The sequence below is a fragment of the Mesorhizobium sp. WSM4849 genome (assembly GCF_055811385.1).
Map to the genome: position 1 here is coordinate 104,891 of NZ_JBVVPW010000013.1, position 25,555 is coordinate 130,445.

The window sequence follows — 25,555 nt, forward strand, 5'->3', positions numbered from 1 at the left end:
CCACGTTTCCGTCAATGAAAACAACAGGGAGGCCAACTATTGGCCCGCAAGTTGTAGGACAGGACGTTCGCTCGTTCTCGTTAACCTTTTGTTAACGCAATATTTCTTGCCGGATCGGATAGAATCGGGCGATAGTAACGATAATTTGGGGGGAATCCCAAAAATATCGTTCCTGAAGGGGTCAGCGTGCATGAACATCGCCGCTCACGTTGAAGAAGCCGGCTTCGCAGACACCATTCTCGACCAAGGCAGCGAGATTTCACGCAAGCTCGACATGCTCCGTATCGAGAAGTTTCCGCCGAATGCCCAGAAGACGCTTCGGCAGTTCTCGCTTGCTGAGGTAGCAGATTACATCGGGGTGTCCCAGAGCTACCTGAAGAAGCTGCATTTGGAGGGCAAGGGCGTGCAGCCGATTACGTCTTCGACGGGACGCCGATCGTACACTGCGGAGCAGATGAACGAGCTCAGGAGGTTTCTCGACCGCGAACCACGTCGCCGGCTAGGCGACAAGCTGCAGGTCCTCGCTGTCGTCAACTTCAAGGGTGGCTCAGGCAAGACAACGACTGCAGCGCATCTAGCGCAGTATCTCGCGCTCACTGGTCATCGCGTGTTGGCGATCGACCTCGATCCGCAAGCATCTCTCACTGCCCTTCACGGCATCCAACCCGAACTGGACCAAAACCCGTCGTTGTATGAGTCGCTGCGATACGACGACGAGAAGAAGTCGATCGTCGAGGTCATTCGGCCTACGAATTTTCCGAACCTGGACATCGTGCCCGCGAACCTGGAGCTTCAGGAGTACGAATACGACACACCCTTGGCGATGCAGAACAAAGGGTCCAATGCAGGGAAGATGTTCTATACCCGCATCGGGGATGCGTTGGCCGAGGTTGATGACCATTACGATGTCGTTGTCATCGATTGCCCGCCGCAGCTCGGATACCTGACACTGACGGCGCTGACCGCGGCGACCTCCGTTCTGATCACTGTTCATCCGCAGATGCTCGATATCATGAGCATGAGCCAGTTCCTGCTTATGCTCGGCGAAATCCTTAAGTCGATCGAGGGGGCTGGCGTGAAGGTGTCTCTGAACTGGTTCCGCTATCTCGTCACCCGGTTCGAACCTACAGACATACCGCAGACCCAGATGGTCGGATTTATGCAGTCCATGTTCGCGAAGCAGATGCTGAAGAACCACATGCTGAAGTCGACCGCGATCTCGGACGCAGGGCTGACCAAACAGACACTGTACGAAGTCGAGCGGTCGCAATTCACTCGATCGACATATGACCGCGCAATGGAATCCTTAACGGCCGTAAACGGGGAGATTGCCGCTCTCGTCCACCAAGCATGGGGACGCAGGCAATGACCGTTCTGTTGTCAGCCGTACAATCGCGGGTTTTCGTCAACGATGACAATGACATGTTTCATTTTCGGAGCAGCTGAAGATGGCAAGGCGAGACGTGCTATTGGGCATAACGCAAGCGGAGACGACGAAGCCGGATCGCCAGGCGACCGCTGGTTACGCGACGCGTGGCGCCTCGCGATCGATGCTGTCTTCCATCGGTGAGCTTGCAGCCCAGGCGGCAAAGGCCGAAAGGCTGCTTGAAGGTGAAACGGTGGTCGACCTCGATCCCAGTCTCATTGACAGCTCGTTTGTTTCCGATCGCATGGAAGACGACGACGAAGCCTTCGGTGAATTGGTGGCAGCCATTAGGGAGAGGGGACAGGACAGTCCGATTCTGGTTCGGCCTCACCCCACGAAAAACGGACGCTATCAGATCGTATTCGGTCACCGTCGTGCTCGCGTGGCAAAACAACTTGGGAAACCCGTCCGCGCCGTTGTCAAGGAACTTCATGACAGGGATCATGTGGTTGCGCAGGGACAGGAAAACTCAGCACGGGCCAATCTGTCTTTCATCGAGCGGGCGGTGTTCGCACAGAATCTGGCGGATCTCGGCCATGACAGGGAAACAATTCAGTCAGCTTTGGCGATCGACGCTCCCATGCTTACGAGAATGCTCTCGGTCACAAAACGCATTCCAAATTCCATCATCCATGCGATCGGAGCCGCAAAAGGAATCGGCCGCGACCGCTGGCTTGATCTGACGTTGCTAATCGAGAAGCCGTCAAATCTGATGAAGGCTGAGGAACTTGTTGAGACCGGGGAATTCAAGTCGGCGGCAACCGATGACCGCTTCAACATCCTCTTCAATTTTCTAAAGACATCCAGAAAACCCAAGAAGGGGGCAGGTGCGTCCGCCAATGCCAAATCCTGGTCTCTGGCAGGCAAATCGGTCAGCGTGACCACGAAGGACACCGGGAATGCGTTCACAGTAGCTCTGAAGGCCAAGGACGCCTCCCGTTTCGGTGCGTACCTTTCCGAGAACCTGGAGCAGCTCTATCGAGCCTTCAGGGAATTGGAAGAGAAGCAAACAGGAGACTGAAACCGCAAAAGAAAAAGGCCCCCGAACGTCACCGTAGCGGAAGCCCTTCTCGTATCTAGACAATTCGAGAATCTCATTTCCGCGAATCAGTGTCAAGAGTTTTAAGCGTCGATTCGGCGAGCGGATTTCTTTTGCCTAATTGAAGGCGAAGGAAGAAATGGAGACTGGTATTGCAACGACGCCCTTTGGGCGGCGGCCGATGTCGCTTGCCATGCTGGCAGCGCAAAACGAGTCACGTGAGATCCCCAAAGGCAGGGTCGTCGACAAGTGGCAGATCTATCGCAACCTCTGCGAGGGCAAAAGCATCGTCGGCACCGGCGATCGCGCCCTGGCCGTCCTGAATGCGTTGCTGTCATTCTATCCTGACAGTGAGCTGAGCGAGGAAAACGGCCTCATCGTGTTTCCCTCGAACGCACAGCTGTCCCTCAGGGCGCACGGCATGCCCGATTCCACCTTGCGGAGGAACCTGGCGGAACTGGTGGATTGCGGTCTAGTCATCCGTCGGGACAGCCCGAACGGCAAGCGTTATGCACGGAAGGGCAGGGGTGGGGAGATCGAGGAAGCATTTGGCTTCTCGCTGGCGCCGCTGCTGGCCCGTGCTCAAGAGTTCGAGGCGGCGGCCGAGCGTGTTCGCGCCGACAACAGGGCGCTCAGGCTTATGAGGGAACGCATTACGCTGCACCGCCGGGATATCCAGAAGCTGGTCGAGGCGGCCGTTGAGGAAGACGTGCCGGGCGACTGGGGAGGCCTGTGGAGGCGTTTCCGCGCCGTTGTGGAGGCAATTCCGCGCCGAGCCCGCATTGCCGAGCTCGAGCCTATCGTGGCCGATCTGGCCGCGTTGCGTGAGGACGTGGATAACCTGCTGGAAATCCATATGGAATCCACGAATCCAAGCGGCAATGAGTCCCAAAGCGAGCGGCAGCAATCTGATTCAAATACCGACTCTATTTTTGAATTTGAACCTGCTTTGGAGAAAAGCGGGTCGGCGGCCGAGCCAAGGACGAGGACCGCAGAGTCCCCGAAAACCTACCCGCTGGGGCTGGTGCTGAAGGCCTGCCCCGAAATCGCGGAGTACGCCGTCGACGGCATCGGCAACTGGCGCGATTTCATGATAACCGCCGCCCAGGTGCGGGGATACCTGGGCGTTTCGCCGTCGGCGTATGAGGATGCCTGCCATGTCATGGGTCAGGAGATCGCCGCAGTGGTGATTGCCTGCATTCTGCACCGGGCACAGCACATCGATTCAGCCGGCGGCTATCTGCGCGTTCTCACCGAGAAGGCGAGGGCAGGGGAGTTTTCGGTCGGGCCTATGCTGATGGCGGCATTGCGAGCGAACGGCGAGACAACAAAGATGACAGGGTAACCGTTGGCGGATCGGTTCGCGCTGATGCGGGGCTTGCATGGCGCATCAAGTGAGGCTATATTTTGCCTCAAATGGAATGGAGAGTGAAATGCTAGCGTTCGGAAATGTCGCCGACGTGTTGGGGCTGCCCGTCAAAGAGGTGGCGGCGCGGTCGCCTTTCGGGTTGATCTCCCTGATCGAGCATGGACTTCCCATTGGGGCGCTCGAGCGCGTTGCGCATCTTCTGGCGCCTGGCGATGCTCAGTTCAAATACCGGCTGATCCCCAAGGCGACCTACGAGCGGCGCAAGGCGGTACATCGCCTCTCGTCGGACGAGGGCACACGATTGGCCCGCGTCGCGCGCGTCTGGGGCCTTGCTGTCGATGTCTGGCAGAACGAAGAGGAAGCGCGCGATTTCTTGTTTCGGCCGCACCCGATGATCGAGGACAAGCGACCAATCGATGTCGTTATCCTGAGCGAGTTCGGCGCCGAAATGGTGGTGGGTATCCTCGCAGGTCTGAAGTACGGCAGTGCTGCGTGACGGCGCAGACTCTCGATCGCACACTATCGTCCTTTCGCATCGGCGATCCGGCCGGCACCTACCCGATCTTCGATGCGACCGGCTCGACAATCGCGCCAGGGCGATGGAACACGCCCGGAAGTCCTATCATCTACACCAGCGAGCACTATTCGACGGCCCTGTTGGAAAAGCTGGTGCATGGCAGCGGCCGACTGCCGCCCAACCAGCACTACATCGAAATCACAATCCCGCGCGGACTGAGCTACGAGGTCTTTTCCCAGCCGTCACTGCCCGGCTGGGACACGATGCCGGCGACGGTGAGCAAGGGATTTGGTGAAACCTGGTGTTTAGAACGGCGCAGCGTCATCCTGCTGGTGCCGAGTGTTGTGGCGCGTCTCGATTACAATGTGCTGATCAATCCGGCGCATCCGGAGTTTTCAAGGATTCGGACAAGTCTGCACCAGCCCGTCTACTGGGACCGGCGGCTGTTTGGCGCGTAACGGGGGAAGGGAAGAGGCTTTCTGTCGGCTACAACCCCGAGACCTTGGTGAGATTGACGTGGAACCGGTCACGTCGGCGCTAGTATTTCCACGTCATCTCGACCTCGGCCGACGAGGCTCGGCGCGCAGGGAATGGCCGGAGAACTTTTGGCCCCTGCGACTTAGACGATGATCCGCGCCGCCCGCCCGAGCGTGCGCTCGGCGTCATTGTAGTAGTTGGACGCTTGCTGCACCGAGCGATGCTGTGACTGCTGCATGGCTTCGGGCAGCGGAATGCCGCGGCGGGCGGTTTCGGTGAGATAGCCGGAGCGCAGGCCGTGGGCGGAAAACGCCGCCGGGTCGAGCCCGGCCTCGGCGACGCGTCGCTTCAGGATCAGGTTGACCGCCTGCGGCGTCAGCGCCCGTTTTTTGAGATTGCCCCAGCGGTCGATGCCGCGGAAGACGGCGCCCTCAGTGAGCACGGCGCGCTCGAGCCATTCCTTCAAGACCAGCACCGGCCGGCCGACCAGCAGCACGAAAGCGTCGCTGTCGGCCTGTGTCGTTTTTGTCCGGCCGAGCCGGATCGACAGACAGGGCAGTTTTTCGCCGTCGGGAGCCTTGGGATCGGTGGGTACCGGCTCTTCTTCGACGATCTGCTCGAACCGGAGCGAAGCAATTTCGCTGCGGCGGCGGCCGCCGGAGGCAAAGGCGGTGATGAGAAGGGCGCGGTCGCGCACGTCGACGAGACGGTCGCCGGCGCAGGCTTTTAGGAGCGCGGTCAAAATGTCGGCGGTCACCGCCTTCTTGCTCTTGCGGCCGCGCGGGCGGGCGCTGGCGCGCACCGCCAGTTTTATCGCGCTCTGCAGGCCCGGCGCGTTGAATTTTCCCCCAAGACCGCGCCATTTAGTCAGCGTCGACCAGCTGGACAGACGCCGGCGCACGGTGTTCGGCGCGTGCGGTCCATCGACACGCAACAGTTTGGCCGACTTCAACGCCGTCGTTACGTTTTCCGGCATACCGTGCGAGACGTCGGTTTCACGCTTTGCGGGATCCCACAGGTGATGGGCGACGAATTTTATCAGCAGCACCTCCGGCGCCGGCCAGGGGAGCGAAAAACCGGTCGCGGCGAGCGACCAGGCCTCGAGATAGCCGAGGTCGGAGGCCAGCGCCCGCAGCGAATTCTCGCCGATGCCTTCTTTGGCGAGATGGCGCAGTGTGGCGACGTCGTCGTCGGTGAGGATTTCGGCCAGAAAATCGCGCCGGTCGAATGGCAACACCGAATCCAGCGCATCGAGCGCCTCCGCACGGCGCAGTTTTTGGTCGGGTACGGGCTTTGGCAGGCGAAGATCCATGTCGGCGCTCAGAACAGATATTTTTTGTCGGCCCAGGCGAGCAGCACGGCTGCATCGCGGTCTGGCAGGCGCACGCGGCCGGCACGCAATCCGTCGGCGATGGTGTCGCCGACGTCCGGATCGACCCAGTGCCCGTGCGTCATCAGAAAGAACCAGGCGAAGGGCAGGCCAATCTCGGCGTCGATCGCCTCGGTCCGCTCCATCAGGCGGTGCACCGAAATACCTTCTTGCAACGGCAGCTTCTCGGCCGGCATTTTGAGCGGCCGCGGGATAAAGCCGATCTCGCGCCGGCCACGATCTTCGCGATCGTGGATGTCGAAGGCCCAATGGTCAAAAATGCGGTGGGCGCAAGCGCTCGACCGCTCCCAGTCGGCAAAAAAGCGGTTTTCACGTGGGACAAAATCGAACCAGTCCGGATTGGCGTCTAAAAACGCGGTGTCGCGTTTGCCGTCGGGACCGACCTCGCGGATGACACGGTTCGCCAGCTCGGGACGGCTTGCCTCGCGCTGCTCGCGTTCGATACGCTTCCGGCGCGTCAAAAAACTCCGCATGTGAACGATGCCGCCGCCGGCGCGGCCGCGCAGCCGGTAGACCGGCCCTGCGAGTTGCTGCGCCTCGGCAGCGGAATCGCGAGAAACCCAAATCGGCTCGAAGAGATGGTCGACGCTGTTGGGGCGGTAGTCGGGATCGACTACGGGGCCCGCCAGGACCTCGAGCTCGCGGCCGAGCGAGAGTTGCAAAAAATCGGCGACGCCCGGCCCGGTCGGGGCGAAGGCGAAGGCGCTGGCGCCGCGCCATTCGGCGAATTTTTCCCCGTCCACGCGATGCCGGTTCCAGAAGGCGGTGAGATCGCCGTTGAGTTCGGCCAGCCCCCTCTCCATCCAGGCACGGTGGTCGCCGCAACGCGTGCCGTCGGCAGCGACAACTGCGTGAGGGTTGCACCAATAGGGATCGTCGATCGTCACGTCGGTGAAGGCAAAGCCTGGAAAGGCCTTGTTGAGGGCAGGGGCGAGCGCGGCGTCGGCCGACTGCGCCTCCAGAGATGCGAGCACGGTTTCGACGGAAGCAGGGTCGGGCAGGCGGACGGGGTCGGTGATCATGCAAGGTTCTCTGCGGCGGGAACGAAAGAAAACGCTTTCTCGTCGATGGCAAGCCCGATTGTCGTCGCCGGCGGGCTCTGGAGGGCGATTCTGGCTGATTTGCGCCGCAAAAACAATCACTATCGATAAGAGGTCATTATCGATAGTGAGCTTTTGTCCCGGGATCATCGCCTGTGACGGAAGTGAAATACAAGATAGCTTCTGTTTCGCGAATGACATACAATCGAATCAATGACTTATGATCTTGCCAACTTGCCCCTGAAGGCCCTGATCGGGCCGCTCGCCCGTGCCGAAGACCTTTTGGCGCGCCTTGACGAGCGCGTGCTCAAAAGCCCGGTCCGCTTCGGTTTTGGCGAACGCTCCCACTTCGCCGACGCGGCCGCCGCGCTGTGGCTCGACGGCGAGCTCGTCCACACAGAAGACCTCGTCTTGCATGATGCCCACATGGACATCCGCACGCCGACCCACGAACTCACCCGGGCGCATGCCGTGCTGCGCGCCCGCCGCCGCATTCTTTTGCACCCACCCGACTGGGCGCTTTCTCGCGTCGGCATTTTGGCGTTGCGCGGCCGTGAAGGGCAGGGCGGCTCCGGTGCTGATGCCGCGGCGGCCGCCGCCGGACCGGACGACGACGCCGGCGACAGCGGGCTTGCCGATGAGACTGAACAAACCGATGCCCTGGCACAAGAAATGGCCGAGATCGACGCCGTGCTGGCACGCTCCAGCCGGCTGCTGGCGGGCCAAAAGTTCGCGCCGCGCGCGGCGGACAGCCCGGAGGTCGACACGGCAGGGCAGGGGGCAAACGCGCGGCAGGCCTTGCCGGACAGTCTCGGGCCGCTGATCCGCGATCTCGACTGGGACGAGGACCGGCGGCTTGCCGACTGGCTCGCCGTCGTCGACAAACTGCGCGGCGAAACCATGCCGGCCGTACTGGCCGCGACGATCGCCTGGGAGGCGTGGCAGGACATTGAACCGCTGCAGCACCAGCACTGGCTCGGTCCGCTGCTGGTCGCCGCGCTGCTCAGGGAGCACGGCAAGGTCGGCTCGCATCTGTTTTGCCTGCATGCCGGACTGCGGACCGTTCCGCGCGACCGGCGCAAAAGCCCGGTCCGGATCGTCCGGCTGCTGGCCAGCCTCGATGCTTTTGCGGAGGCCGCCGCGGCCGGATTGAAGGAGCATGATCGGCTGGTGATGGCCAAAGGCCAGATGGAACGCCGGATCAGGAACCGGCGAAAGAGCTCGAGCCTGCCGGCGCTGATCGAACTGGTTCTGGCGCAGCCTGTGGTGTCGGCGGGACTGATCGCGGCCGAGCTGAAAATCAGCCAGCGCGCCGCGCTCGACCTCGTCGCTGAACTCGGCATCCGGGAGGTGACGGGACGGGGGCGCTACCGGGCGTGGGGGATCCTTTAATACTTCTGTCCGTGCTGCGGTGCTTGTCTCGCCACCGATCTCGGCCGCGCTGCGGCCAGCTCAGTTTTTCGGATCTGTCGGCTGAATGGGCTGGTCAGACCGCATCGTCCGGCTACATAGTTATGGCCGGGACTTCGCGGGCGGTACTGTCCGCAGCAATACCATTGCCCGGTCCCGTCTTTGTGCTGCATCCGTCCGCGATCCCGATGGGACCAGGCCACATGGAGGCTACCATGCTGGTAAAGGAAGCGATGACGGGCGAAGTGCGTTGGTACTCCCCCGATACGCCGATACAGGAAGTCGCGCGCGTCATGCGTGATGAAGGTATCGGTTGCGTGCCGATCGGCGAGAACGATCGGCTTGTTGGCATGATCACAGATCGCGACATCACCTGCCGCGGCGTGGCCGCCGGCGAACGCCTCGATGCGTTGACGTGCCGCGCGGTGATGTCGCCCGGCATATTCTTCTGTTTCGAGGACCAGACACTGGAGCAGGCGCTCGGGCAAATGCAGGAGCGCCAGGTACATCACCTTCCAGTGCTCAACCGGCAGAAGCGGATGACGGGCCTCATCTCGCTGGGTGATATCGCCCTGAAGGGCGAAAGTTCGATCCTCGCGCCGCTCGCCAAAATCGCCGCACGTGACGCTGAACGGCACCTGAACGCCGCCTGAGGTTCAGGGACGCTTGCGACAAAGAGACGGGGGCGGCATGCGCTTAGCGAAACCAGGCATGCCGCCCCCAAATTTTTGAGTCGCATCGCTTAAACCGCCGAATGCTTAGGCGTCTCGGAACAAGCAGAAGTGGGCAGCGTTGAACCTGCAACTGAGGTGAGATCGGCATGGCCGAAACTGCTCTCCGCAATTTCACCATCAATTTTGGGGCCAAGCACCCGGGGCCCCGTTTGTGCCTCTTTCTCGAACTCGATGGAGAGATAGCTGAGCGCGTCGATCCGCGTATCGGGCTACTGCACCGGGGGACCGAAGCTGTCGAAGGCGCCCTACTTCAACCGGCTCGATTACGTCGCGCCGATGAACCGAGAGCATGCGTTCTGCGTGGCGGCCGAGAGACTACTTGGCATTAATTCCCAAGCTCGGCCAGCCCATCCAACTGCCAATCCAGCGAGGTCTCCATGACACAGATCCGAGCCGACAACCAGCCCGTCACCCAAATCACAATCATCGATTCTGAACCGGAAAAGCAGGCCGAGGCATTGTCCGTCATGACCGAGCGCGCGCGCTTTATGGCGCGTCAGCCTGGGTTCATCTCAATCAGCCTGCATCGCAGCCTCGACGGGCGGCGCATCGTTAACTACGTCCAATGGCAGAATCGCGATCTCTTGCGATCGGCTCATCAATCGCCGGAATTTCGCAAGGAGTGGGGTCACTTCGATCAGTTGACGGATGAGATCGATCCCAATCTGTACGAGGTGGCCCAGGTGATAGATAGTGGTCAGTAGGCCTGCTGGCCACGTGACCTGAACCGCCGGGGTCGAGACAGCCGGGATAAGCTGACGAGTCTAAGCCATGGCTGCCATGAACCATCGCGTCGTCACCGTGTTCGGTGGAACCGGTTTTCTCGGCCGCCGCGTTGTTCGGCATCTCCGCAATGGCGAGTTTTTCGTTCGGATCGCATCAAGACATCCGGAACGGGGCAAGAAGTTGTTCGGTTCTGATGATCCGCAACTTCAATCAGTCGAAGCCAATATCCACCATGAGCGGTCGGTCGCCGATGCGCTTGGTGGCGCTTACGGCGTGGTAAAATGCGGTCAGTCTTTATGTCGAACGCGGGCAGGAGACCTTTCATTCCGTGCATGTCGAGTCGGCCCAGCGGGTAGCAGCTCAAGCACACCGAGCCGGCGTCGAACGGCTCGCTCACGTTTCAGGAATCGGTTCCGATGCTGCCTCGTCGTCACTCTATATTCGCAAGCGCGGCGAAGGCGAACTGGCGGTTCGGGCGGCGTTTGCCGACGCCACACTCATCCGCCCGGCGGTGATGTTCGGACCGGATGACGCGTTTCTCACCGTCATCCTCAAACTTCTCCGCCGGCTTCCAATCTATCCGATGTTCGGTCGCGGCCTGACGAGATTGCAGCCGGCCTATGTGGACGATGTGGCGGAGGCGATCGCAAGAACGCTGCAGGAGACGGGAACGCATGCGATCACATATGAGTGCGGCGGTCCTCGCGTCTACTCTTACAAGGAATGTCTCAGAGCCGTTGCGCACCAAGCCGGTCTTAGACCGATACTGATACCAGCGCCATTTGCCGCTTGGCACGCACTGGCATGGGCCTCGGAAATGCTTCCGAGTCCGCTCGTCACTCGGAACCAAGTGGAATTGATGCAGGTCGACAACGTGTCATCGCCGGAGATGCCCGGATTGGGAGAACTTGGAATTTCGCCGCACTCTGTCGAGGAGCTACTCCAGGAGATGTTACGCGATCTTTGATCAACGATCCTCTTCGGAACTGCTCGCAGGCTCATACACCGCCGACCAGGCCTATGCGATCGACGGAGGTTGGACGATCTGACCTCGGCGCTATGTTCATATCGATGGATTTGAGATGACCCGCATTACCGGACTTCGCACCCACGACCTTCGCTTTCCGACGTCGCAAAGCTTGGACGGATCGGATGCGATGAATCCCGATCCGGATTATTCAGCCGCCTATGTCGTGCTGGAGACGGAAGGCGATTTCGAAGGACATGGGCTGACCTTCACCATCGGCCGCGGCAACGACATTTGCTGCCGCGCCATCGAGGCGATGACGCATCTTCTCGTCGGCCTCGAACTGCACTGGATCAAGGAGGATCCGGGCCGGTTCTGGCGGCATGTCACTGGCGACAGCCAATTGCGCTGGATCGGTCCGGACAAGGGCGCCATGCACCTTGCCACCGGCGCGGTCGTCAATGCCGTCTGGGATCTATGGGCCAAGGAAGCGGGCAAACCGGTCTGGCGTCTCGTCGCCGAGATGAGCCCCGAGGAGATCGTGCGCATCGTCGACTTTCGCTATCTCACCGACGCGCTGACGCCCGGGGAAGCGTTGGAAATCCTGCGCCGTGCCGAACCCGGCAAGGCGGAGCGAATCGCTACCCTCGAGCGTGAAGGCTACGCTTGCTACACGACGTCGGCAGGCTGGCTAGGCTACTCGGATGAGAAACTGCGCCGGCTTTGTCAGGAAGCGGTCGATGCGGGTTTCAGTCACGTCAAGATGAAGGTCGGCCGCGATCTCGGCGACGACATCCGCCGGTTGACAATTGCGCGCGAGGTGCTCGGCCCGGATCGCTACATGATGATCGACGCCAACCAGGTGTGGGAGGTCGGACAGGCGATCGACTGGGTGAAGAAGCTGGCGTTTGCGAAACCCTATTTCATAGAGGAACCGACAAGCCCCGACGATGTCGCTGGTCACCGAAAGATCCGCGAGGCGGTCGCGCCGGTGCAGGTCGCTACCGGCGAAATGTGCCAGAACCGCATCATCTTCAAGCAGATGATAGCCGGTGGCGCGATCGACATCGTCCAGATCGACGCCTGCCGCATGGGTGGTCTCAACGAAGTGCTGGCGGTCCTTTTGATGGCGGCGAAATACGGGCTGCCGGTCTGGCCGCATGCCGGCGGCGTGGGCTTGTGCGAATATGTCCAGCATTTGTCGATGATCGACTATGTCGCGGTGTCGGGAACCAAGGACAGCAGGGTGATCGAGTATGTCGACCACCTGCACGAGCATTTCCTGGAGCCGTGCCTGATCGAGAATGCCGCCTACATGCCGCCGAAGCTGCCGGGATTCTCGATCGAGATGAAGCCAGACTCCATCGCCGAATACCGGTATCGGTGAATCGAGCTTGCGCAAATTGGCTGCTCTCCTTCTCCGCAACAGTCTTTGCAGACTGACCAGCCGGGAAGCAGCCGGTAGCGGGAGTTCGCTCGCCCTCAGCCGAACTCGCGCCCATAGCACCCGCGGCACTGCCTTGCGGGGCCTTCGATTGATCAATGCCCTGCAAGGCAGTATCGAGATCGCGCAAGCCGTCGACTGCTTCCGATTTATTGGCCGCTTTCGCGGCGACCTTCGCCACCCGGCTGATCGCCTCCGCAATCTCCGCCTGGGCTTCTGTCGATACAGCATGGTTGCGCTCGGCGGCGCGCGTAATCGCTGCCAGGACGGGCTTGTTCCGGGGCAGAAGGCCCCGACTATCCGCTGCTCGCGTCGAATGAGCTGCCTTCGATGGGTTGCTGGCTAAGTGCCCTTAGCGGCGTCCTCGATCAGTTCGGCTACAAAGTTGCGGAACCGCTCGTCCGACCTATCCCCTATGTTTCCTACTTCTTTCGCCACGATCCCGCGCGCAGACACTGACACCTCCCCACTCAGATGAACGCTGACGGTGAACGTTCTTCTGACCGTCTTCTCTGATCCTCGCTTCCTGTAGATTTGGAACCGAATAGAGGGGGTTGACGCTTTGGCCCGGCGGTGTGGCCCAGTGTCTATGTCAACGGTTAGCTCGCCCGCTACGTCGGCCTTACGCACGGCAGGCGTCCCGGATGGCGTCGAGCTTGGCGCGGCGCTTCTTGTTCGACAGTCCCTCAAGCTCTTCGACGGACGCAGCCTCGTCGAGATCGTCGCGGAACACGGTAACGTCGATGTCCTCGGAAAAACGCTGGATGAGGCCATAGCCTTTTGACAGCGACGTCCCGCCCTTGAAAAGCAGCCGTGGCTCCCCCGCAGGCCGTTCGTGGTAGAGCGAATTGAGGGTCCAGCAGACCCAGAAATCCTTTTCGACATTGCCCACCGGAGCTCCGATCCGATTGGCCGTGGCGAGGAACAGGTCGAGCCGGTCGCGTGGGGATGCCGCGATGATCTGGCGGTAAGCATCGGTACTCATGGCTTCGCCTCGTGCGGATCCGCCCTCAGGATTTCGCGGAGGAACTCCTGCATCCAGATCGGCACGGCGGAGAGACCGGCGCGCAGATCCTCGCGAATGGCCTCGCCGTGCTTGGGGTCGGCAAACAGGCGGAGCAACGTCGCCTGGATACGCTTCCGTTTGAACTTCTGGGTCAGCATGTCCTGCATCCAATGCAAGGCCTGGACGACCCGCATCCCCGGCCGATCCGCCCAATAGAGGCGGCTAGGGGCAGCGTATTTGAAGTGGATTTCCTGCGTGCCGAGCTTGATTGGCTTCAACCGCGCATCGACCAGCACTTCTATTCGGGCGGGGACGGCGGTCGTCAGGCCGAGGTCGTTGGCGGCCGTCATACCATCGATGACGGCGCGCGCCCGATCGCGGCGCGTGACGGCGCGGATCACAGCTCGATAATCCGGCACGGTGGCGCGGCAAGTCAGGTTGTTCGTGCGCGGCCGGTCGCTCGACTGCACCGGGTGATGCGAAGGCAACGGTGCGAACTGATTCGAGATAGTGATGAGCGCGTTTACACCGTTCATTTTCGCAATATCGAGGTAGCTGTCGAGCCGCTGCGGTGTCAGTTCCGAGTTCCCTACCTTGGCTTCCACCAATGCCGTCCAGGTTTTGCTTCCTGTCTTCAGGATCAGCAGGCCATCGGGCCGGAACGTCTTGTCTCCGCCCTTTTTCAGGACGACTTCGGTGTAGGTTTCAATCTTAGCCCGAGAGCCCGCGCGAACACCGAAGTCGGCGAGAAGCGACTTCCCGAACTCGCTCCTCTCGAGGCAGGCAATCAGGATCGAGAGGGTCCTCCCTTCTTTGGAGGTAGCGGAGAAGCGGCCGACGGCACCCCCCGACTTGCCCGACTACTCTGTCGCTCACAGAGGCCGGGTGTCTTTCACGTAGTGCTCGAAGAAATCCGAGAACGTCGCCACCCGCAGCGGCAGTTGCGCGTAGGGCGGATAGTAGAGCGTCAGCCAGATCTCCGGCGCGGTCCACTCCGGCAGGACCTCCACCAGGCGTCCTGTGCCAAGATCGTCTTCGACAATGAAGCGCGGCAGGAGCGCTATGCCCTCCCCGTTCATCACGAGCCGCGCAAGGAAGTCGCCGTTGTTGGCGCTGAAGCCGCCTTCCGCCCTGTGGCTGCGGCGGCTCGCTCCCTTGGACAGTTCCCAGGTCTCTATCCCTGCGTCCTGGCTGTAGCTCAGGCACGAGAACCCGGTCAGGTCCTCCGGCTTCTCCGGAGCGCCCCGCTGGGCCAGGTAGGCGGGAGCGGCGACGAGCGTCCGGGGCACCCTGCAGACCTTCCGCCAGATCGTCGACTTGTCAGAGGGAGGACCGGAGATACGGATGGCCAAGTCGTAGTCGTCCTCGACGATGTCGACGAAACGGTCGGATAGCGTCAGCGCGACATGGGTCTGCGGAAAGAGCGTCGCGAACTGCGACAGCACCGCCGGAAGTAGCTTCAGTCCCAACGACATCGGCGCGCTGACACGGATCAGGCCTGACGTGATGCCCTGCGCTTCCATCGTCTCGGAAGCCGCTTCGGCGATTCCGTGCACCAGCGGAGCGACGCGCGCGGCATAAACCGCTCCTGCCGAGGTGAGCGACACCTGCCGCGTGGTCCGCAGGAGAAGCTGCACGCCAAGCCTTTCCTCCAGCGCGGCCACCGCACGCGTGACGGAGGCGGGAGTCATGCCGACCTGGCGAGCGGCTCCATTGAAGCTCCGGTGCTCGGCGACCGCCAGGAAGACACGAAGGGATTCGAGCTCGCCCATCTCATCACCATTGCAAAGGGCGCAACAATATCTGCCGGATTATGTCTATTCTGTTGCTCTGCGGCAAACCCTACCTTCTGGGCAACGAAACACCAGAACCCACGGAGATCCACAATGATCGAACAGATCAAGGGCCTGCACCACGTCACGTCGATGGCGGCGGACGCCCAGCAGAACAACGACTTCTTCACCAAGCAGCTAGGCCTGCGCCGGGTCAAGAAGACCGTCAACTTCGACGCTCCCGATGTCTATCACCTCTATTACGGCGACGAGACCGGAAGCGCCGGCACGATCATGACCTATTTTCCCTTCCCGCACATCGCGAAGGGACGCCGGGGCGCCGGCGAGGCTTCCGAAACCGTCTTCGCCGTGCCGCGCGGAACACTCGGCTACTGGAAGGAGCGTTTTGAGGCGCAGGGCGTCTCGGGGCTGGAAGAGCAGGAGCGGTTCGGCGGGAAGCGGCTTCGTTTCTTCGGACCCGACGGCGACGGCTTCGCGCTGGTGGAAGTGGACGGCGACAACCGCAAGCCCTTCGACGGCGGTCCGGTGCCGGAGAGCGTCGGGGTGCACGGCTCCATGGCGTGACCATGCGCCTTCGGGACGGCGGCGCCACCAGCGAGTTGCTGAAATACATGGGATACGAGGAAGTCGACCGCCAGGGTGATCTGACCCGGGTGGCCATGCCCGGCGGCAACGGCGCCGACTTCATCGACCTCGAGGTCCTGCCCGGCGCGGCTCCCGCGCGTCAGGGCGCAGGGTCGGTCCATCATGTCGCCTTCGCGGTCAAGGACCGCAAGGACCAGCTCGAGGTGCGGAAGGCGCTGATCGACACGGGCTACAACGTCACCCCGGTGATCGACCGCGACTACTTCTGGGCGATCTATTTCCGCACGCCGGGCGGCGTGCTGTTCGAGGTGGCGACCAACGAGCCGGGTTTCGACAGGGACGAGGACACGGCTCATCTCGGCGAGGCGCTGAAGATCCCCGCCCAGCACGAGCACCTGCGCCCCCGGATCGAGCAGATCCTGACGCCGATCGCAGGGTGAAGTTCCAAACGAAACCGCCGCCCAGGTGCGGCGGTTTTCACCCATCGAAGGATTCGAACAATGTCCAAATCGGCCTATCACCACATCGCCAAGGCGCCCGCCGCAGGCGCTCCGCTGGTCTTCACCTTCCATGGCACGGGAGGCGACGAGCACCAGTTCACTGGGCTGCTCCAGCAACTCCTGCCCGATGCGGGAATCGTCTCGCCGCTCGGCGATGTCTCAGAACACGGCGCCGCCCGTTTCTTCCGCCGGACAGGAGAAGGCGTCTACGACATGGATGACCTCGCTGCTCGCACTGACAAGATGAAGGGGTTCATCCGGACCCATAAGGAAGCCAATCCCGGAGCACCCGTTTATGGGCTGGGGTACTCGAACGGCGCGAACATCCTGGCCTCCGTCATCTTCGAAGCGCCGGAGCTATTCGAGCGAGTGGTGCTGATGCATCCCCTCATCCCCTGGACGCCCACGCCCAACCCGGCTTTGAAGTCAGTGTCGGTGCTGGTCACGGCGGGACAGCGCGACCCGATCTGCCCCCTTCCGATGACGCAGTCGCTGGTCGCCTGGCTGGAAGCGCAGGGCGCTCAAGTGGAACTCGCGCTGCATGGCGGCGGCCACGAAATACGGCAGGAAGAACTCGCCGCGCTTGGCAAGTTCCTTATGTGATCCAGCCGGGGCGTCATTGCGACGCACCGTTGCTGACCGGGAAGAGTTCGCGATGATCCAGAATTTCATTTACCAGGCGCTTCCTGCGCGCGTCGTGTTCGGGAGCGGAACGGTCTCGCACGTAAAGGCCGAGGCCGAGCGGCTCGGCGGCAGACGGGCCATCGTGCTCAGCACTCCAGGACGGGGGGAACGCCTGGCCGAAGACATCGCCGGACATCTCGGCTCCCTCGGCGCAGGCGTGTGCGCCCGGGCCGCGATGCACACGCCCGTCGAGGTCACCGAGAGCGCGCTCGCAGCCGTGCAGGAGACGTGCGCTGACATTCTTGTTGCGGTCGGAGGCGGCTCCACGATCGGGCTTTCCAAGGCGCTCGCGCTCCGCTCCGACCTGCCCCAGATCGTGCTGCCGACGACCTATGCCGGGTCGGAAATGACTCCCGTTCTCGGCGAGACGGCCGAGGGCCGCAAGACGACGCAGCGCAACCCGAAGGTCCTGCCGGAGACGGTGATCTACGATGTCGAGCTGACCCTGACCCTTCCCGCTTCGGTATCTGCTACCTCGGGCATGAACGCTATCGCGCATGCGGTGGAGGCTCTTTACGCCGAGGACGGCAACCCGGTGGTGTTGCTCATGGCGGAGGAAGGCATAGCAAGGATGGCGCGGGCGCTTCCGCGGATAGCCGCCGACCCCAGCGACGCGGAGGCCAGGACGGACGCCCTCTACGGGGCCTTCCTGTGCGGCTCTGTCCTCGGCGTGACGACGATGGCGCTGCATCACAAGCTCGCCCATGTGCTGGGCGGGATGTTCGATCTGCCACATGCGGAGACCCACACGGCCCTGTTGCCGCACAGCATGGCCTACAACGCGGCCGCCGCGCCTGATGCGATGGAGCGGATATCGCGGGCCATCGACGCGCCGGACGCGTCGCGAGGCATCCACGATCTTGCGATGTCCCTCGGCGCGTCCATGGCGCTCCGCGATCTCGGCATGCCCGAAGAGGGCATTGACGCCGCCGTCGACGAGGCGCTTGCCAATCCCTACGGGAATCCACGCCCGCTTGATGCGTCTGGCCTCAGGGCGTTGCTGGCACGTGCGTGGAAGGGGGAAGCGCCGTCAGCTTGCTGAGGCGCGCTGCTCGAGCGCCTGTCGGCAGAATGCCGGCGCGCCTGAAGTTGAGACGGCCGCCCGACGGTAGCTGTGGCTTCGGGGCGTTGCCGCGCGGGAACCGGATGGACTTGGGCAGGATCGCCAATCAACCTAAGGGTCAAAGTCGCATAAGATTGCAGTCCGGAACTCATAGCGGTCGTCTACACAGTTCCTCATCAGTTGCAGCCTACCTGGATGTGAAATTATGACTCAAGGACGAGCAACCGAAACCCGCCGCCAATAGATCCCTTTTCCGGGAAACAGACGTACGAGCGCTGTCAGTTCGAACATGCGCCAAAATTCCACCATTCCGGAGCAAACCTGGAACTCGAAACGTTTGAGCCGTTACAACGGCAGGCCGGCTTTCACATATCCCTCGATGAAGTGGTTGCGATCTTTATCGTTGCGGAAGGGATGAACGGCCCCCCAACGCGTTGCCGTGAATTCGGGGTAGGATGACAGGAATTGCCCGGCCTCCGCCCGCGCCTCGTCTATACGCCCGAGTTGCGCCAGGCTCGCCGCGAGGATGCGTTGTGACCCTTGCCTATGCGTCCCCTCATGGCGCAAGGTCGTGACTGCGTCATCGTACTGACCCGCCGCATACTGGGCCAAGCCGAGAAACCAGTGATATACAGCCGGAGGGTAGGGATTGAGACGTATGGCATGGCGCGCGCAGTCGATGCCCTTGGCTGGCTGCCCGTCGAGCACCATAAGGTCGGTCATGAACGCCCATGCGTCGGCGTGGTTCGGGTTTAACCGGAGCGCGGCCTCGACCTCGGCGATGCCGTCGGCAAGCAGCCCATCATATGCAAGCACCAGCCCAAGGCTCCAGCGGGCATCGGCGTTCTTGGGGTCTAGGGAGACGGCCTGCTGCGCCGCATCGCGTGCCTTGGGACGGAGCGAGGCTTGCGGCTCACCACCGTAAATCCAGGCAACACGTAGACCGTGCGCGAGCCATGCATAGGCATCTGCAAATGACGGGTCGAGGCGGATGGCACCGAGCAGGAGGTCGCGACCGGTCGCCGTGCTCTCTGACGCTTGGGCAATTTGAGCCTTGCCGCGGATGAACAGATCATAAGCCTCCAAACTGGCCGTGCGTCGATGGGTGACCTGCCTCGTACCCGGCAATGCCCCAGAAAGAGCCTCGACGATCCTTGCGACAATCTCATCTTGGAGGGCGAAGACATCGGCGAGGTCGCGATCGAAGCGGTCGCCCCAGATGTGGGAGTTGGTGGCGGCGTCGATCAGTTGCGCATTGATGCGCACACGGTTCGCAGTGCGTCGGACACTTCCCTCTACGAGATAGCGCACGCCAAGTTTCCTCGCCACCTCGCGAGCATCGACTTGCCGCCCCCTGAAGGCAAACGACGAGGTCCGCGCGATTACCAGAAGATCGAGGGTCTTGGAGAGGTCCGTAATAAGGTCGTCCGTCAGGCCTTCTGTAAAAAAATTCTGTTCGGGTTCGCTGCTCATGTTCGCAAAGGGCATCACCGCGATCGCCGTCTTACCCACCAGCGCAGCGGTTGCGGCCGCCCCATCGGCAACCGTCCGGTCCGAATGGACGAACCGGTAGCCTACGCGCGGGACAGTGACGATCCATTCACCCCTCCCTGGCGCGTCGCCGAGGCATCTGCGCAGGGCAGCGATCTGCACCGTCAGGTTGCTCTCCTCGACCAGGGCGTTCGGCCATGCCGCATTCATCAATGCGGATTTCGTGACCACAGCTCCGTCAGCCTCCAGCAAAGTGCGGAGAAGCAGAAGTCCTTTTTGACTGATGTGAACAATCGATCCGCGTTTGAGTAGCGTCTGCCGCTCGGTGTCGAAAACGAAGGGTCCAAAGACGAGGGGCGCGCCGGTCATTCGGGCAACTTAGGATCGGTTCGCATGATTTCGGAATTTTTCCGCCAGCCTTTCAGGACGGAAAACCGTCTGCCGGTCCATGCTCCCGGTGCAACTCAACCACACCGCCACAGGGAAGGAACTCATCATGTCTCCTAAACGGCACGTTCCCGGCACTCCAATCGTGGCGAGGCCGCGCTATTGGGGTGCATGCATGGCGTTCGGCGTTTATGCCGGCGTCCTGCTTGTTCCATCCACCTGGACCCTGGCCGCCCCTCAGGTAGATTCAAAGCAAGTGCGGGCGAATGCATCCGGTTTATTCACCACCCAAGATATCCACGAAACGAGGCGATGGGAAATAATTCGCATTGTTCCTCCAGAGAACAGTCAAGAACTCGGCACGATTATCTTTGGCGAAGGGCAAAGCCTCTTGGAGCCATCTGCCCTGCGGGGGCCGCGCTGATCATTTGTGGTCACCCAGGCACCAGGATGCGCGCGCGTCGCCACATCAGTTGCCGCACGCGTCTGATGGTGGTGGCGCGCCCAGTTTTATTCTGTACGCCGCTCCTTTCCCGGCAGCTGCTATCCTGCGTTGCCAATGTCCTCAGTGACTGCGCGAGCGGACAATCCGTAATCATCCAGAAATGACCGATTCTGGCGCAACTGGTCTGGACGTGCGCTAGCATCCGAATGATCAGACACGCACTTGACGATTTCCGCCAACGTTCGGCCGAGGCTTTCCTGGGGAAACACGGCGGATAGCATCAATGCCGTTCTCGGCAGCGACGGGAAATCTGCGAATTCGACGAAAAACCGTTACCGAAGCTGCGGCCGAAAAGCGCTATCCTCGATTGGGATCGGGCGGTGCGGGCGCGGTCGCGGTTTACCGCTGCAATCCGCTCACGCATGGTCGGTCCCGGCGGATATTACAATCTCGGCAATGCGCTCGGGCTGGTGACGGGTGTCGCGGTCCAGATCGTCGCCGTGCCGCGGGGTTCCGGCCTGAGTGGCTCTGCCGCGCTCCTCGATTATTTCGCCGGCAGCATCGCCGCCATGGCACTGACACTGGCAACGCTGGTCTTCTTCTACAGCGGCGATCTACTGCCGCGCCTGGGCTAGAAAGCCGAGCCCCGATGCGTCCCTGAACCGCCTTGGCGACGTGCTGTCGGGTAAGCAGCGGGCGGCTTGACGGGTTCAGGCTTCGTTCTCCCTTAGCGTTGTTTAGCGGGAAATCAACGCTATCCCCTCTTGCAGCTATCGTAGATGAGGCCGTTGCGCTGCAAGCGCTCGCGCATGTCGTTGACATCGAGACTTAGCTTGCCGGCTGCATAAAGGCTTCGCTTTTTTTCTTCCGTCGCCTCGCGTTTGCGGGCAGTTTCGAGGACTTTTTCCGCGGTTTCGCGCGGCACGACGCACACGCCGTCGTCATCGGCCACGACTACGTCGCCCGGCCGAATGTGGGCGCCGGCGCAGACGATCGGTACCTGGACATTGCCGAGCGTCTCCTTGACCGTCCCCTGTGCGCTGATCGCCCTCGACCAGACCGGGAACGCCATGGAGCGCAGGGTCAAGACATCGCGCACGCCCGCATCGATGATGAGGCCTCTGATGCCTTGCGCCTTGGCCGACTCGGCCAGCAGGTCGCCGAAATAGCCGTCCTCGCAGGGCGAGGTCGGGGCGACGACCAGGATGTCGCCTGGCCGCGCCTGTTCCAGCGCGACATGGATCATCCAGTTGTCGCCCGGCGCGACTTCGCAAGTCAGCGCGTTGCCGCCAATCCTGGCGCCGTCGTAGATGGGCCGCAGGCGCGTGGCGAGCAGGCCCGTCCGCCCCCGCGCCTCGTGAACCGTGGCCACGCCAAGCCGGCCAAGAGCCTCGCAGGTCTCGATCGGTGTGCGCTCGGTCTTCGTGACGACTCTGGCCATAGGTGTTCTCCCGGAACGATGAGGTGCGGCATCCGGCGACGCACCCGAACAGTGCTCATTGGCTGGTCTAGCGTCCTTGTGCCTTCAGCCGCGCATCAAGCCTCGGATAGACCTTTCGGACATTGCCTTCGAAAACGGCGTGCCGTTCGACCTCATTGAGCGAAAGCGCGTCGACGTAGCGCCGCGTGTCGTCGAAGGCGAAGCCGGTTTCCGGATCGATGGCCTTGACCGCTCCGAGCAGTTCGGAGCCGAACAGGACGTTGGCCGGGCCGACGACGCGGAAAAGCGTGTCGATGCCTGCCTGATGATAGACGCAGCTGTCGAAGAAGACGTTGCGCATCAGATGCTCGGCCAGTACCGGCCTGTCCAACATCATCGCCAGGCCGCGATAGCGTCCCCAGTGATAGGGCGCCGCACCACCGCCGTGCGGGATGATCAGCCTGAGACCGGGAAACGCGCTGAACAGGTCGCCCTGGATCAGCTGCATGAACACTGCGGTGTCGGCGTTGATGTAATGCGCGCCGGTCGTATGCAGGCAGGAACTGCAGGAGCCGGAGACATGGATCATGGCCGGCACCTGCAACTCGACCATTTTCTCGAAGAGCGGATACCAGTACGGGTCGTGGATCGGCGGTGCCGACCAGAAGCCGCCAGACGGATCAGGGTTGAGGTTGCAGCCGACGAAGCCGAGTTCGAGGACGCAGCGCTCGAGCTCGGCAAGGACCGGCTTGAGGTCGCCGCTCATCGATTGCGGCAGCTGGCATACGCCCGCGAAGTTGGCCGGGAACATGTCGACTATGCGGGCGATCGAGTCGTTGGAGACGCGCGACCATTCGGCATTGTTCTCGGCGCTGCCGATATGGTGGCCCATGCCCGAAGCGCGAGGCGACAGGATGGTCAGGTCCGTGCCGCGTTCGCGCTGCAGGCGCAACTGGTTGTGCTCGATCGTCGCCCTTAGTACGTCGTCGGCGATGCCGGGATAGACGGGCATGGCGTCGCGCCTGCCTTCGACGAACTCGAGCTGCATCTTGCGAAAGGCATGATGCCCAGGTGGTTCGCTCGTGTAGTGGCCGTGGCAGTCGATGATCATTTCGTTCTCTTCACGCACAAGGTGACGCATCGTCGATCCGCTGCGCCGTTCCGCGGTTCCGGCAAGCGGCGGACGGTGAGGTCCGCCGATGCCGATGTCCCGCCTATGGCTCGAGCACGTAGTTGGTGAAGCCGCCGTCACCGGAGGCGACGCCATTGATGGCCTCGTTGATCCGCTCCAGCGGATACGTCCGCGCCTCCAGCCCCGAAAGATCGATCGCTCCGGAGCCGATCATTTCGGCGATCTCCATGCCCTCGGCCGTGGTCAGCCAGGCCGAGCCGAGAAGCTCCATCGAATTGTCCATCCACCATTTGGTGTTGAACAGCAAGTCGCTGCCGGTACCGCCGATGTTGACGATGCGGCCGCCGCGCTTGACGCCCATCATGGCGTCCTTCATGGCGTTGACGTCGGCCACCGCACCGAGGCAATCGAGCATGAAGTCGGCGCCGAGACCGCCGGTCTGCGAGCGGACCCAGTCGGCGACCTTCCCGTCCTGGTTGGAGAAAGTCTGGATCCGGTTCGGGGCAAGCTGCTTCAGCCGCTCGAGCAGAGGTTTGCCGCGTGCTACCGCGTAGATCGTCGAGACGCCCATGGCGAGCGCGAAGAGTGTCGCGCCGACGCCCAGCGTGCCCGTTGCACCATTGATGATCAGCGACTTGCCGGCCGGTACGCCGAACTTCTTGAGCGCGGAATACGCCGTGCCAAGGTAACCCATGCGGGCCGCCTGTGGGTAGGTCATGTTGTCGGGGATCTTGACGATCGCATTCTGGGGCGCGCGCATGAACTGGGCGAAGCCCCCTTCAGGATAGCGCTTGTAGATTTCCAGGCTGTTCCTGTTGAAGCCGAAATAGCCGTTGAAGGTGAAGTATTCGCACTTCGCCTGATGGCCGCTGACGCAGGCATGACATGCGCCGCAGGATCGCAGCGGGTTCACATACACGCGGTCACCCGGCTTGATCGCCACGACCTGTTCGCCGACCTGATGCACGATACCCGCAGGGTCGAGGCCGAAGATCGCGGGCTTCGCCGGCAGCGGCTGATGCGGGTACCAGGTCTCCCAGTTGTTGAGCACGTTCGCGAGATTGGGCACCATCCCGCAGGCCTTGACCTCGACGACCACATCCGTGCCGGATGCCATCGGCTTCGCCACTTCCTCGACACGCATCGGTTCGTTCACGGCATGAAGCCGTGCCGCCCGCATCATGATCGTCATCGTCTGTTCCTCCCAGTATGCCAGTTCGCGGAGATGTCTCGTTGACATTCCTCGTAGACTGTGGATACCGTATAGTATCTGGATTGGATGACGCAAGAGCCGATTTCCACTGACGACAGAATTTGCGGGAAATGTCGGCGAACGCCGCATCGGTTGCGGCATGGCGACGAACGCTTCGGCTCCGCTGGATGAGAGAGCGTCGCCCGATTCGGCAACAAGGACGGGAGGAAGGGCCGGGCGGTCCTTTCGTCGTTCTACATGGAGGGATCAGTGCCTGAGTTTACGCTAACGCCGATCGATCTGTTGCGCATTCTGTGCGGGATCTGGTTCATTCCGCATCTCATTGGAAAGGTCAGGAACTTCGAAAAGGCGACGAAGACGTTCGAGGCCGCCGGGCTGAAGCCAGGAAAACCTTTCATCGTGCTGACGGTTGCGCTGGAATTTGTTGCCGCCGTTGGAATGGTGTTCGACATCTATCCGCGATGGGCTGCGGCGTGCGGCGTGGCCGTCTTGCTGGGAGCGGCCTATGCGGTGGTGCGGATCAACGGCCTGCGCTGGCGCTGGCAGTTGATGGGTCCCGAATACCCGATCTTCTGGGCGCTTGCCTGTATTGTTTCGGCCTTCTAACCTTCGGCCGATTCGGATACCAAAGGTATCCCAATGAATGGCTTGGAAGGATAGAGAATGGCGCGACTGACGCGCGAACAGAGCCAGGCTCTGACCCGCGAGAAGCTTTTGCTGTCGGCGAGCGAAGTCGTGGCTCGCGACGGTTATTCCGGGGCGACCATCGAACGCATCGCGGAAGAGGCCGGATATTCGAAGGGCGCCTTCTATTCGAATTTCGAGAACAAGGAAGACATCTTCCTTCAACTGCTCGAGCGCCATGCCGGCGGCGACGTGGTCGAGCTCACCGGCCTGCTCGACGGCTACGATGACCCGAAAGAGATCATCGATGCGATGTGCGATTGGGCCAACCAGCGGGCGAAGGACAAGCGCTGGGGAACGCTTGCCATCGACCTGTTACGGATCGCCCGCCGCGACAACACACTGGAAGAGCGGCATCTGCGCCTGTTCAAGGACCAGTGGGAGGGCCTGGGCAAGTTGCTGTCCGGAAAGCTTTTTCCCCATGGCGGTGCCGATATCGAACCACTCTATGTGGGCGGCGTCGTTCTGGAACTCATCTACGGCGGCCTCTCCAGCTTCATGAAGGACGATTCGCCGGGCGAAATGGTGAGGGCCACGCTCACTTCGATGCACGAGGCGCATCTCTACAGGCACATGAAGCGGCCGGCTGCCCGCGGATAGGGTGGGCGTATCG

Annotated in this window: 24 protein-coding genes and 4 pseudogenes; 19 read left to right on the forward strand and 9 right to left on the reverse strand. The window is 61.9% G+C overall.

Features of this window, described 5'->3' with window-relative positions; translation table 11 throughout:
- The first annotated feature begins 190 nt into the window (after positions 1-190).
- From repA to AC0L3L_RS16770, 5 genes are all read left to right on the forward strand, one after another.
- Positions 191-1,369, forward strand: a complete 1,179-nt coding sequence (gene repA / locus AC0L3L_RS16750; protein ID WP_473638392.1) for a plasmid partitioning protein RepA — start codon at positions 191-193, stop codon at positions 1,367-1,369.
- Positions 1,370-1,448: 79 nt separating this feature from the next.
- Positions 1,449-2,447, forward strand: coding sequence for a plasmid partitioning protein RepB (gene repB, locus AC0L3L_RS16755; RefSeq protein ID WP_473638393.1), 999 nt, complete (start codon positions 1,449-1,451; stop codon positions 2,445-2,447).
- 157 nt (positions 2,448-2,604) lie between these two features.
- Positions 2,605-3,810, forward strand: coding sequence for a plasmid replication protein RepC (gene repC / locus AC0L3L_RS16760; RefSeq protein ID WP_473638483.1), 1,206 nt, complete (start codon positions 2,605-2,607; stop codon positions 3,808-3,810).
- Between the two features lie 88 nt (positions 3,811-3,898).
- Complete coding sequence (locus AC0L3L_RS16765; RefSeq protein ID WP_473638394.1) at positions 3,899-4,330, forward strand: antitoxin Xre-like helix-turn-helix domain-containing protein; 432 nt, start codon at positions 3,899-3,901, stop codon at positions 4,328-4,330.
- Complete coding sequence (locus tag AC0L3L_RS16770; RefSeq protein ID WP_473638395.1) at positions 4,327-4,809, forward strand: RES family NAD+ phosphorylase; 483 nt, start codon at positions 4,327-4,329, stop codon at positions 4,807-4,809. Before AC0L3L_RS16765 ends, AC0L3L_RS16770 begins: the two co-directional genes overlap by 4 nt.
- Positions 4,810-4,970: 161 nt before the next feature.
- Here AC0L3L_RS16770 and AC0L3L_RS16775 read toward each other — a convergent pair whose 3' ends face one another.
- Positions 4,971-6,140, reverse strand: coding sequence for a site-specific integrase (locus AC0L3L_RS16775; protein WP_473638396.1), 1,170 nt, complete (start codon positions 6,138-6,140; stop codon positions 4,971-4,973).
- A gap of 8 nt (positions 6,141-6,148) precedes the next feature.
- Positions 6,149-7,240, reverse strand: coding sequence for a hypothetical protein (locus AC0L3L_RS16780; RefSeq protein WP_473638397.1), 1,092 nt, complete (start codon positions 7,238-7,240; stop codon positions 6,149-6,151).
- A 231-nt stretch (positions 7,241-7,471) separates the two neighbouring features.
- Here AC0L3L_RS16780 and AC0L3L_RS16785 point away from each other — a divergent pair, with 231 nt between their 5' ends.
- From AC0L3L_RS16785 to AC0L3L_RS16815, 7 genes and pseudogenes are all read left to right on the forward strand, one after another.
- Positions 7,472-8,650 (forward strand): RHE_PE00001 family protein, encoded by a 1,179-nt coding sequence (locus AC0L3L_RS16785; RefSeq protein ID WP_473638398.1) that lies wholly within the window; start codon positions 7,472-7,474, stop codon positions 8,648-8,650.
- Between the two features lie 251 nt (positions 8,651-8,901).
- Complete coding sequence (locus AC0L3L_RS16790; protein ID WP_473638399.1) at positions 8,902-9,321, forward strand: CBS domain-containing protein; 420 nt, start codon at positions 8,902-8,904, stop codon at positions 9,319-9,321.
- A 167-nt stretch (positions 9,322-9,488) separates the two neighbouring features.
- Positions 9,489-9,744, forward strand: a pseudogene (locus AC0L3L_RS16795) (NADH-quinone oxidoreductase subunit D); the annotation flags it as partial.
- 35 nt (positions 9,745-9,779) lie between these two features.
- Positions 9,780-10,106 (forward strand): antibiotic biosynthesis monooxygenase family protein, encoded by a 327-nt coding sequence (locus AC0L3L_RS16800; RefSeq protein ID WP_473638400.1) that lies wholly within the window; start codon positions 9,780-9,782, stop codon positions 10,104-10,106.
- 76 nt (positions 10,107-10,182) lie between these two features.
- Positions 10,183-10,356: pseudogene (locus AC0L3L_RS16805) on the forward strand (complex I NDUFA9 subunit family protein); the annotation flags it as partial.
- 100 nt (positions 10,357-10,456) lie between these two features.
- Positions 10,457-11,095 (forward strand): Rossmann-fold NAD(P)-binding domain-containing protein, encoded by a 639-nt coding sequence (locus AC0L3L_RS16810; protein WP_473638401.1) that lies wholly within the window; start codon positions 10,457-10,459, stop codon positions 11,093-11,095.
- A gap of 115 nt (positions 11,096-11,210) precedes the next feature.
- Positions 11,211-12,482 carry an L-fuconate dehydratase gene (locus AC0L3L_RS16815; protein WP_473638402.1) on the forward strand — a complete coding sequence of 424 codons (1,272 nt, stop codon included), beginning with the start codon at positions 11,211-11,213 and terminating at the stop codon, positions 12,480-12,482.
- Between the two features lie 682 nt (positions 12,483-13,164).
- Here AC0L3L_RS16815 and AC0L3L_RS16820 read toward each other — a convergent pair.
- The 3 genes and pseudogenes from AC0L3L_RS16820 to AC0L3L_RS16830 form a co-directional block, all read right to left on the reverse strand.
- A pseudogene (locus tag AC0L3L_RS16820) lies at positions 13,165-13,524 on the reverse strand (nucleotidyl transferase AbiEii/AbiGii toxin family protein); the annotation flags it as partial.
- Positions 13,521-14,153: a DUF6088 family protein gene (locus AC0L3L_RS16825; RefSeq protein WP_473638403.1), complete on the reverse strand. Its 633-nt coding sequence runs from the start codon at positions 14,151-14,153 to the stop codon at positions 13,521-13,523. The gene AC0L3L_RS16825 and the pseudogene AC0L3L_RS16820, both read right to left, overlap by 4 nt.
- A 264-nt stretch (positions 14,154-14,417) precedes the next feature.
- Positions 14,418-15,317, reverse strand: a complete 900-nt coding sequence (locus AC0L3L_RS16830; protein ID WP_473638404.1) for a LysR family transcriptional regulator — start codon at positions 15,315-15,317, stop codon at positions 14,418-14,420.
- Positions 15,318-15,431: 114 nt separating this feature from the next.
- Between AC0L3L_RS16830 and AC0L3L_RS16835 the strand changes: the two are divergent.
- The 3 genes and pseudogenes from AC0L3L_RS16835 (at position 15,432) to AC0L3L_RS16845 (ending at position 18,149) form a co-directional block, all read left to right on the forward strand.
- Positions 15,432-16,363 (forward strand): annotated as a pseudogene (locus tag AC0L3L_RS16835) (ring-cleaving dioxygenase).
- A gap of 60 nt (positions 16,364-16,423) precedes the next feature.
- Positions 16,424-17,026, forward strand: a complete 603-nt coding sequence (locus tag AC0L3L_RS16840) for an alpha/beta hydrolase (RefSeq protein WP_473638405.1) — start codon at positions 16,424-16,426, stop codon at positions 17,024-17,026.
- Positions 17,027-17,078: 52 nt separating this feature from the next.
- Positions 17,079-18,149 carry a maleylacetate reductase gene (locus AC0L3L_RS16845; RefSeq protein WP_473638406.1) on the forward strand — a complete coding sequence of 357 codons (1,071 nt, stop codon included), beginning with the start codon at positions 17,079-17,081 and terminating at the stop codon, positions 18,147-18,149.
- Between the two features lie 366 nt (positions 18,150-18,515).
- Here the strand turns inward: AC0L3L_RS16845 and AC0L3L_RS16850 are convergent, their stop codons facing one another.
- The gene (locus AC0L3L_RS16850; RefSeq protein ID WP_473638407.1) at positions 18,516-20,030 is read right to left on the reverse strand and encodes a winged helix-turn-helix domain-containing tetratricopeptide repeat protein; all 1,515 of its coding nucleotides are present in this window, start codon (positions 20,028-20,030) and stop codon (positions 18,516-18,518) included.
- A gap of 193 nt (positions 20,031-20,223) precedes the next feature.
- On the opposite strand from AC0L3L_RS16850, the gene AC0L3L_RS16855 reads away from it, so the two are divergent.
- The gene (locus tag AC0L3L_RS16855; protein ID WP_473638408.1) at positions 20,224-20,472 is read left to right on the forward strand and encodes a hypothetical protein; all 249 of its coding nucleotides are present in this window, start codon (positions 20,224-20,226) and stop codon (positions 20,470-20,472) included.
- A 401-nt stretch (positions 20,473-20,873) separates the two neighbouring features.
- Positions 20,874-21,128 (forward strand): hypothetical protein, encoded by a 255-nt coding sequence (locus tag AC0L3L_RS16860; RefSeq protein WP_473638409.1) that lies wholly within the window; start codon positions 20,874-20,876, stop codon positions 21,126-21,128.
- A gap of 119 nt (positions 21,129-21,247) precedes the next feature.
- Here AC0L3L_RS16860 and AC0L3L_RS16865 read toward each other — a convergent pair whose 3' ends face one another.
- The 3 genes from AC0L3L_RS16865 to AC0L3L_RS16875 all read right to left on the reverse strand — a co-directional run bounded on the left by AC0L3L_RS16865 (position 21,248) and on the right by AC0L3L_RS16875 (position 24,237).
- On the reverse strand, positions 21,248-21,934 hold the full coding sequence (locus AC0L3L_RS16865) for a 4-carboxy-4-hydroxy-2-oxoadipate aldolase/oxaloacetate decarboxylase (protein ID WP_473638410.1): 687 nt from the start codon (positions 21,932-21,934) through the stop codon (positions 21,248-21,250).
- A 67-nt stretch (positions 21,935-22,001) separates the two neighbouring features.
- Complete coding sequence (locus tag AC0L3L_RS16870) at positions 22,002-23,024, reverse strand: amidohydrolase family protein (protein WP_473638411.1); 1,023 nt, start codon at positions 23,022-23,024, stop codon at positions 22,002-22,004.
- Positions 23,025-23,127: 103 nt separating this feature from the next.
- Positions 23,128-24,237, reverse strand: coding sequence for an alcohol dehydrogenase catalytic domain-containing protein (locus tag AC0L3L_RS16875; RefSeq protein ID WP_473638412.1), 1,110 nt, complete (start codon positions 24,235-24,237; stop codon positions 23,128-23,130).
- 270 nt (positions 24,238-24,507) lie between these two features.
- Here AC0L3L_RS16875 and AC0L3L_RS16880 point away from each other — a divergent pair, with 270 nt between their 5' ends.
- Positions 24,508-24,864, forward strand: coding sequence for a DoxX family protein (locus AC0L3L_RS16880; protein WP_473638413.1), 357 nt, complete (start codon positions 24,508-24,510; stop codon positions 24,862-24,864).
- A gap of 57 nt (positions 24,865-24,921) precedes the next feature.
- A complete protein-coding gene (locus tag AC0L3L_RS16885) occupies positions 24,922-25,542 on the forward strand; it encodes a TetR/AcrR family transcriptional regulator (RefSeq protein ID WP_473638414.1) in 621 nt (206 codons plus the stop codon).
- Positions 25,543-25,555: the final 13 nt, after the last annotated feature.